Genomic DNA, 8,943 nt, shown 5'->3' with positions numbered 1-8,943 from the left:
GATGGCCGACGCGGTGCTCGCTGCCTGTCAGACGCTGCTCGTACCCGGTGCGATCCGCAGTCTGGCCGACCGCCCCGTCCGACCTCCGCTGCCGATTTATCATAATGGCGTGCTGGTCAACGATCCCGGGAAGCCCTACATCGGTACCTATGGCGGCGACGAGGATACCCGCCGCAAGCCGGCCTACCACAACGGCACGGCCTGGACCTGGGTCTTCCCCAGTTTTTGTGAAGCCTGGGCCGACGGCTACGGACCGGCCGAAAGGGAGACCGCCCTGGCCTGGCTGGCCAGTAGCAGCCGCCTGATCAACGACGGCTGCGTGGGGCATGTGCCCGAGATCGTGGACGGCGATGCCCCCCATCATCAGCGCGGGTGCGCGGCCCAAGCCTGGGGCGTCAGTGAATTGCTGCGCGTGTGGATCAAGGTGCATGGGATGAAAAGGCAGCCCCATCAGGAAAACGCTGCCGCCCAGGACACATGAAATCCAAACAATCGGTGGCTACAAAGAGAGGTCGTGTGGCTATTTCATATGTGATCGGTTCTCTTCGGAGGGCCCGGACCGACGCGGGGCGTCGGCGATTTCCGCAAGGAGGTATACGGTGAGTCTGAAAAAACAGTATCTAAAAAGCAAAGCGCGGTGTAAGGTAACTTTTCGTCTTCCCAAGGCGGCGGCGCCGGAAGCCAAGACGGTTCACATTGTTGGTGACTTCAACGACTGGAGCACGGTCAAGACGCCCATGCGGCACCTCAAGAATGGAGAATTCAGTTGTGTTGTGGATCTTGCGCCAGGCCGGGATTACCAGTTCCGCTACCTGATCGATCAGACCGTGTGGGAAAACGATTGGGACGCCGATCGATATGTGCAGAGCGATTATGGCGATTGTGAAAATTCTGTTGTGACCGTGTAACGCCCGTTTGCATGACGACTGTTTAGGGGTGTTGCCTGACCCGTAAAATCATCGATCCTCCGCTGCCACGACCGATGCGGATAGACTGCCCTTCCAGCCCGGCCGAGTGAACGGTTGCGCCGATGGACCCGCCAAGGAGTACTCCATGAGATCAATTCAAACGTTCCAGGTGTTTCCCGATATCCCCGAGCCCCTGTCATTTATTGAGACGCTTTCGCGCAATTTGTGGTGGAGCTGGAACCAGAATGCCATCGAACTGTTCCGACGCATCAACCCCGGGTGTGGGAAGCCTCTGGAAGAAACCCCATTGTTTTTGCGACCCTCATTCCCCAGGAGCGTTTCGAGGAACTGTCCCATGACGACAGCTACCTGGCCCACCTGAACCTTGTGCGACAGCGCTTCGAAAATCGCGTGCTGAATCAGAACGACACGGAAAGCCCTTGGGACCAGGGCGAAATGATTGCTTATTTTTCCATGGAATTCGGCATCCACGAAACCCTGCCGCTCTTTGCCGGCGGCCTGGGCATCCTGGCCGGTGACCACCTCAAGGCCGCTTCGGCGATGAAAATTCCCCTCGTGGGCGTCGGTCTGCTCTACCGGGAGGGCTATTTCCGGCAGTATCTGGACAAGGACGGCTGGCAACAGGAGGGCTATCCGGAGACCGATCTCTACCACCTGCCGCTGTCCAAGCAGAAGGACGCCAACGGCAATGACCTGGTGATCCACTTGACCGGTATCGGTCGGGATATCCACGCCCAGGTGTGGAAAATCCGCATCGGCCGGGTTCCCCTGATCCTGCTGGACACCAATCTTCCGGACAACCCGCCGGAAATTCGGGATATTACCGCCCGCCTCTACTCCGGCGAACAGCATATCCGTCTGGCCCAGGAGGTCCTTTTGGGGATCGGCGGGCTGCGTGCCCTGGAAGCCCTGGGCATGTATCCCACGGTGTGCCACCTCAACGAGGGGCACTGCGCCTTCGTGGGGATCGAACGGCTGCGTCAGCTTGTGATGCGCTACAATATCACGCTGGATATCGCCCGCGAGATCGTACCCCGCACCACCGTTTTCACCACCCACACACCGGTGGCGGCCGGACACGACGAATTTCCGCCGTCCATGGTCAGGCCCTACCTGGAACCGTTTGTCGATCCCCTGAAAATGAGCGCCGATCAGCTGGTGGGGCTCGGACAACTGGATGGCGCGGCCCCGGAATCGCCTTTTTCCATGTTCATCCTGGGCATCCGTTCCTCCCAGTATATCAACGGCGTGAGCGAGCTTCACGGTCAGGTGGCCCGGCACATGTGGTCGCATATCTGGCCCAACCGCTCCGACGACGAAACGCCCATCACGCACATTACCAACGGGGTCCACATCCCCACCGTGCTGGCACCGGAGATCAAGCTGCTCTTCGAACGCCACCTCGGTCCCAAGTGGAACATGGGGTCGACCATCCAGGAAAATGCCGCGCGCATCGACGATGTTTTCGACGAGGAGTTGTGGCAGGCCCATGAAATGTGCCGCTCACGCCTGATCCGGGCCGTGCGCGAATTGATGCACCGCCAGTACGCCCGCCGCAACGCGCCGCTCAACATCATGAAGGCCGTGGAATCGGTGCTGGACCAGGACACCCTGACCATCGCCTTCGCCCGGCGTTTCGCCACCTACAAGCGCGCCCACCTGCTGTTCCAGGACCCCGACCGCCTGGAAGCGATCATCAATTCCAAGGATCGTCCGGTGCAGTTCGTCTTCGCCGGCAAGGCGCACCCCAAGGACAACGAGGGCAAGGGGATCATCCGCAGCCTGGTGGATTTCGGCCGCCGCACCAACCTGCGCCACCGCTTCATCTTTCTCGAGGACTACGACATGTACATCGCGCGTTTCCTCGTGCAGGGTGCCGACGTGTGGCTCAACACCCCCCGGCGGCCCATGGAGGCCTGCGGCACCTCGGGCATGAAAGCGGCCTTGAACGGCGTACTCAACGTGAGCATCCTGGACGGCTGGTGGTGTGAAGGCTACAGCCCGGAGCGCGGCTGGCGCATCGGCAACGGTGAGGAATACCATGACCACAACTATCAGGACACCGTCGAAAGCCAGGCCTTGTACAACATCATCGAAAACGAAGTGGCGCCACTCTATTACGACCGCCCCCACGGCGGTACCCCCACCCAGTGGCTCAAGATGATGAAGGCCTCCATGAAAATGGCCATGGCCAACTTCTGCAGCCTGCGCATGATCACCGAGTACGAGGAACGGTTCTATCTGCCGGCCAGCCGACGCTTCGAGGAATTGGTAAGCCAGGAGGGGGCCGAAGCCAGCCAGCTCAGCCAGCAGCATCACCGTTACTTGGAGAAGTGGCACCAGATTCAGCTTTCCGCGCCCGTGCGCAGCGCCAAGGGCCCGTTTCGCGTCAACCAGGCTTTCGAGGTGACCACGGTGGTGCAGACCGGCGATCTGCGGCCGGATGAGTTGAATGTGGAGCTGTACTATGGCAAAATGAAACATTTGGACCGTATCGAGGATCCCCGGGTTAAGATGATGCACGTCAAGGAGGTGCGCTCGCCGGGCGTCTACCTCTACGGCTGCAATCTGCCCTGCGATGATTCGGGACGTTACGGGTTTACCGTGCGGGTGACCCCCAATGCCGACGCCTGGATCCGGTTCCGGCCGGAATTGTTGACCTGGGCGTAGTCATCGCCCGTTGTTTGCCGGCATCCGCCGACCCTCTTACGTGAAAGGATATGCCCATGCCCAAGGCCAAACGGAATCCGCGTGTGCTCATCGTTACCCCCGAAGTGACCTACCTGCCTGACCGCATGGGGAATTTTTCCCGTTATCTCACGGCCAAGGCCGGCGGGCTGGCGGATGTGTCGGCCGCCCTGGTCAGCGCGCTGTTCAATGAAGGCGCCGACGTGCACGTGGCCCTTCCGGACTACCGCTCGATCTTTCATGACCGCCTGGCCCCGTTTCTCGAGCGGGAACAGTGGGCCATCCGCAATGTCATGCCTGACGACCGCGTGCACCTGGCCGAGGACCGGGCCTTCTTCTACCTCAACCGGGTCTATTCGCCTTCCGGCGGCGAGAACACCAAGCTTTCCCTGGCATTCCAGCGGGAGGTGATCAACAATATCGTGCCCCGCGTGCGGCCGGATCTGATCCACTGCAACGACTGGATGACCGGCCTGATCCCGGCCATGTCGCGGCAGATGGGGATCCCCTGCCTCTTCACGATTCACAACATCCACACGGTCAAGGCGACCCTGGCGCACATCGAGGACCGCGGTATCGATGCCGCCTATTTCTGGCAGCATCTTTACTACGAGAATTTCTCGGCCAGCTACGAGGAGGCCTGGGAATCCAACCCCGTCGATTTTCTCACCAGTGGCGTGTTTGCCGCCCATTTCGTCAATACGGTCAGCCCGCGTTTTCTGGAGGAGATCGTCGAGGGGCGCCACGCTTTTGTGGAGTGGCACCTGCGCCAACAGCTGACCAACAAGTTTCATGCCGGCTGCGGAACCGGTATCCTCAATGCGCCGGATCCGGCCTTCAACCCGCAATCCGATACGGAGATCCACCGGAATTACACGGCCCATGACCATTCGGCGGCCAAGCGTGAGAACAAGTTGCACCTGCAGGAGATTTTGGGATTGACCCAGGATCCCAATGCCCCGCTCTTTTTCTGGCCGTCCCGACTGGATCCGATCCAGAAGGCTGCCAGCTTTTGGCCGAAGCCTTTTACGGCATTATTTCCGACTACTGGGACATGAACCTGCAAGTGGTCTTCGTGGCCAATGGCGAGTACCAGCAGGTTTTTCGTGACATCGTCAACCGGCACGGGTTCGAGGGTCGTGTGGCGGTGTGCGATTTCAGCGAGGCGATGGAGCACCAGGCCTATGCGGCGGCGGATTTCATTCTTATGCCTTCCCTGTTCGAGCCCTGCGGCCTGCCGCAGATGATCGCGCCCATCTATGGCGCCCTGCCGGTGGCCCACGATACCGGCGGTATCCATGACACCATCGTCCACCTGGATGTCGACCACGACGTCGGCAACGGATTCTTGTTCGAGAATTACGATGCCGCCGGCCTTTACTGGGCCGTCACCCAGGCGATCGATTTTTTCCGGCGGCCCGAGGATCTGCGCACGCGCCAGATCGAGCGGATCATGCAACAGAGCGCGGCCACCTTCAACCACGCCAACACGGCCCGCCAGTACATCGATCTGTACGAACGCATGCTTGATCGGCCCCTGATTAATTAACAGAGAGTTGCCATGATTTTTTTACGGAAAGCGATATCGACCAATTGATCGAGGATGACGCCCCTTTGGGTGACATGACCACCCAGTTGATGAATCTGGCCGGACGACGGGCCGCCATTACGCTTTTGGCCCGCAACCCCATGGTTGCCTGCTGCATCGAGGAGGCGGCACGGATGTACCGCAAGGTCGGCCTCACCGTGAACGAGGCCGTTTCCTCGGGGACGATGCTGGATGCCGGCGATCGGCTGTTGTCCGCCGAGGGTGATGCCGCGTCGGTCCATCTGATCTGGCGTACGGGGAGTGCCTTGGTGGAATTCGCCTCCGGCGTTGCCGGGCGGACCCGCCAACTGGTGGAAAAGGCCCGCGCGGAGAATCCCGCCATTACCGTCGCCGGCACCCGCAAGCATCCGCCCTATATGAAGAAGGTGGCCTTGAAGGCCTCATGGCCGGCGGTGGCGTGCCCCATCGCACCGGCCTGTCCGATACCCTTTTGATCTTCAAGGAGCATTTGCTCTTCACCGGGGGATATGAGAACCTGGCCGACACGGTCGCGCAAATCAAGAATCGCCAGAAGGAACGCAAGATCGTCGTCGAGGGCCATAGCGAGGCCCAGGCCCTGGCCATTGTCCACGCCGGCGCCGATGCCGTGCAGGTGGACAAGATGACACCCGAAGCCTTTGCCGCCTGTGCGCATGCCTGCCGACAGGTCAACCCCGAGGTCTGCATGATTGCCGCCGGCGGCATCAACGGTGCCAATGCCGCTGAATACGCCCGGGCCGGCGCCGATGTGCTGGTTTCTTCCTGGATCTATTTTGCGCCGCCGGCCGATGTCAAGGCACAGATCGTCCCCTGATCACCCAGTGGTGGGGTCATGAACGCAATCGACGATAGCAGGCCATGCGTGGATCGGTTGATCCGGGCCGATTCTTTTCTCGAACCTTACCGTGACGCCTTGGTGCGGCGCATCGACCATATTCAGGCCATGCGCGCGCGCATCACCGAAGGGCGCGTGGATCTTTTGGACCTGGCCGCGGGCCACGAATATTTCGGCCTGCACCGCACCGCCGGCGGGTGGACCTTTCGGGAATGGGCGCCCAACGCGACGGCGATCTACCTGGTGGGGGATTTCAGCGGCTGGCGCGAGGATCCGGCCTACGCCCTGACGCGTATCGGCGACGAGGGGCAGTGGGCGCTTCATCTGTCGCCCCGGGCCCTGACCCACGGCGATCTTTTCCGCCTGCGGGTTCACTGGCCGGGAGGCGCCGGCGACCGTATTCCGGCCTATGCCCGCCGGGTGGTGCAGGACCCGCAGACGCTGATCTTCAATGCCCAGGTATGGGCCCCGGCCACGCCCTACCGCTGGCGGCGCCGGCGTTCGTGCGGCCAAATCGCCCCCCGCTGATCTACGAGGTTCATGTGGGCATGGCCCAGGAGACCGAAGGCGTCGGCACCTGGCGCCAATTCAGCGATACCGTCCTGCCACGCATCGTCAAGGCCGGGTACAACACCATCCAGCTCATGGCCGTTCAGGAGCACCCTTACTACGGCTCTTTCGGCTACCATGTGTCCAGCTTTTTCGCCCCGTCGTCGCGTTTCGGGCCACCGGAAGATCTCATGGCCCTGATCGACGCGGCCCACGGACACGGGCTGGCCGTGATCATGGACCTGGTGCACTCCCATGCGGTCTCCAACACGGTCGAGGGCCTGGGCCAGTTCGACGGCACGGAGTACCAGTACTTTCACGCCGGTCCGCGCGGCCACCACCACGCCTGGGACAGCCGCTGTTTCGATTACGCCAAGCCGGCCGTGGTTCATTTCCTGTTGTCCAACTGCCGCTACTGGCTGGATGCCTTCCGGGTGGACGGCTTTCGCTTCGACGGCATCACCAGCATGCTTTACACCCACCACGGCCTGGAACGGGCCTTTACGGGGTACGACGACTATTTCAACGCCAGCGTGGACGAGGATGCCCTGGCCTACCTGGCCCTGGCCAACGAATTGATCCATCGCCTGCGGCCCGACGCCATCACCATCGCCGAGGACATCAGCGGCATGCCGGGACTGGCGCTGCCCGTGGATGCGGGCGGGGTGGGCTTTGACTATCGCTTTGCCATGGGGGTGCCCGACTACTGGATCCGGCTCACCAAGGACACGCCCGACGAACAGTGGCCCATGGGCCACCTGTGGCATGAGCTCACCAACCGGCGTCATGAGGAGAAGACCATCAGCTATACCGAATCCCACGACCAGGCCCTGGTGGGCGATCAGACCCTTATGTTCCGCATGGCCGGTGGTGCCATGTACCAACACATGACCCTCGATGACCCGGACATCGGCGTGGCCCGGGCCATGGCCCTGCACAAGATGATCCGCCTGGCCACCCTGGCCACGGCGGGCAGCGGTTATCTCAACTTCATGGGCAACGAGTTCGGTCATCCCGAGTGGATCGACTTCCCCCGGGAAGGCAATGGCTGGAGCTATCGCTACGCCCGCCGGCAGTGGTCGCTGGTGGACGATCCCGGACTCAAGTACCAGCTGCTGGCCCGTTTCGATGGGGCCATGCTCCGGCTGATCGAGGCGGCCGACCTGCTTTCGACCAGCGACCTGATGCCGTTGTGGGAGCATGATGGCGACGAGGTGCTGGCCTTCGTGCGCGGCGGATATGTCTTCGCCTTCAATTTTCACGCCGAGCGCTCCTTTACCGATTACGCGATTCCTTCGCCGTCCGGCTCTTTCCGCCTGGCGCTGAATACCGACGACCACCGCTTCGGCGGTCACGGGCGCCTTCTGCCGGATCAGGTTTACCATGCCCTGAAGGATCCCAACAATTCCTGGGGGACCCGCCTCTCCCTCTATCTGCCCACGCGGACGGGCATCGTGCTGGCTCCCATTTTTTCCAAGTGACGATCCCTGCATGCAAACATATTCCAATTACCCCTTAACGGCCCTGAACACCTTTGGCGTGCCGGCCGTTGCCGCCCGCTATGTCCGATTCGACAGCGATGGCGACGTCTTGGCTTTCCTGCATCAGCGCCCCTTGGGCAACACGCCCCGCCTGATCCTGGGCGGTGGCAGCAATCTTTTGTTCGTCGATGATTACGATGGCTTGCTTCTCCACCCGGTGTTCAAGGGCGTGACGGTGCTGGACGACCATGGCGGGCAGGTGCGCGTGCGGGCCATGGCCGGCGAAACCTGGGACGATCTGGTGGCCCTGGCCGTGGCGCGCGGGTGGGGCGGCATCGAGAATCTTTCGCTGATTCCCGGGATGGTGGGCGCCGCTGCCGTGCAGAACATCGGCGCCTACGGCGTGGAAATCCAGGAGCGCATCGAATGGGTGGAGGCGATCGCCCTCGGGAATGGCCAGCGGGTCCGGTTTTCGGCGGCCGAATGCGGGTTCGGTTATCGGCGCAGCCGTTTCAAGGAAGACGGAGACGGCCGGTTCATGGTGACGGCGGTGGCCCTGCGCCTCAACCGGCGGCCCCGTTGGGTGCTCGACTACCCGGGCGTGCGGGATGCCGTCGCGGCCCTCGGTGCACCGACCCTGGATACGGTGCGGCAGACCATCATTACCATTCGGCGCGGCAAACTGCCCGACCCGGCCGAATGCGGCAACGCGGGCAGTTTCTTCAAGAACCCGATGGTCGACCCGGCCACCCTCGCGGCCCTGCGCGCACGCCATCCGGATTTGCCCCATTATCCCCAGGCGGACGGCCGCTTCAAGCTGGCCGCCGGCTGGCTGATCGAACGCTGCGGCTGGAAGGGGCGCCAACTTGGCCG

At 62.1% G+C, this 8,943-nt stretch carries 10 protein-coding genes and 1 pseudogene; all 11 read left to right on the top strand.

Annotated features, from left to right (window positions below):
• A partial coding sequence (locus tag JCM12296_RS30015; RefSeq protein WP_054700721.1) for an amylo-alpha-1,6-glucosidase occupies positions 1–481 on the top strand: 481 nt, incomplete at its 5' end.
• 118 nt (positions 482–599) lie between these two features.
• Entirely contained in the window at positions 600–908 is a 309-nt protein-coding gene (locus tag JCM12296_RS30010; protein ID WP_054700718.1) for an isoamylase early set domain-containing protein, read from the top strand.
• A 145-nt stretch (positions 909–1,053) separates the two neighbouring features.
• Positions 1,054–1,349 (top strand): annotated as a pseudogene (locus JCM12296_RS46240) (DUF3417 domain-containing protein); the annotation flags it as partial.
• Positions 1,350–1,364: 15 nt separating this feature from the next.
• Complete coding sequence (gene glgP / locus JCM12296_RS30005; protein WP_422699191.1) at positions 1,365–3,599, top strand: alpha-glucan family phosphorylase; 2,235 nt, start codon at positions 1,365–1,367, stop codon at positions 3,597–3,599.
• A gap of 56 nt (positions 3,600–3,655) precedes the next feature.
• Positions 3,656–4,675, top strand: coding sequence for a glycogen/starch synthase (locus JCM12296_RS30000; protein WP_306304168.1), 1,020 nt, complete (start codon positions 3,656–3,658; stop codon positions 4,673–4,675).
• A complete protein-coding gene (locus JCM12296_RS49590) occupies positions 4,630–5,166 on the top strand; it encodes a glycosyltransferase (protein WP_306304167.1) in 537 nt (178 codons plus the stop codon). The genes JCM12296_RS30000 and JCM12296_RS49590 overlap by 46 nt, the downstream gene beginning before the upstream one ends.
• A 44-nt stretch (positions 5,167–5,210) precedes the next feature.
• Positions 5,211–5,660: a beta/alpha barrel domain-containing protein gene (locus JCM12296_RS37285; protein WP_083456656.1), complete on the top strand. Its 450-nt coding sequence runs from the start codon at positions 5,211–5,213 to the stop codon at positions 5,658–5,660.
• Positions 5,624–6,019 carry a beta/alpha barrel domain-containing protein gene (locus JCM12296_RS29995; RefSeq protein WP_172684182.1) on the top strand — a complete coding sequence of 132 codons (396 nt, stop codon included), beginning with the start codon at positions 5,624–5,626 and terminating at the stop codon, positions 6,017–6,019. The genes JCM12296_RS37285 and JCM12296_RS29995 overlap by 37 nt, the downstream gene beginning before the upstream one ends.
• An 18-nt stretch (positions 6,020–6,037) precedes the next feature.
• Positions 6,038–6,568 (top strand): early set domain-containing protein, encoded by a 531-nt coding sequence (locus JCM12296_RS46235; RefSeq protein ID WP_246805121.1) that lies wholly within the window; start codon positions 6,038–6,040, stop codon positions 6,566–6,568.
• A complete protein-coding gene (locus JCM12296_RS29990; RefSeq protein ID WP_246805119.1) occupies positions 6,544–8,070 on the top strand; it encodes an alpha amylase C-terminal domain-containing protein in 1,527 nt (508 codons plus the stop codon). The genes JCM12296_RS46235 and JCM12296_RS29990 overlap by 25 nt, the downstream gene beginning before the upstream one ends.
• A gap of 10 nt (positions 8,071–8,080) precedes the next feature.
• A partial coding sequence (gene murB, locus JCM12296_RS29985) for a UDP-N-acetylmuramate dehydrogenase (RefSeq protein WP_054700715.1) occupies positions 8,081–8,943 on the top strand: 863 nt, incomplete at its 3' end.

The organism is Desulfosarcina cetonica JCM 12296, from assembly GCF_001311845.1.
In the GTDB taxonomy this organism is placed as follows: domain Bacteria; phylum Desulfobacterota; class Desulfobacteria; order Desulfobacterales; family Desulfosarcinaceae; genus Desulfosarcina; species Desulfosarcina cetonica.
Note: the sequence above shows the minus strand (reverse complement) of the source record. Positions and strands in the feature narration are given on the sequence as shown.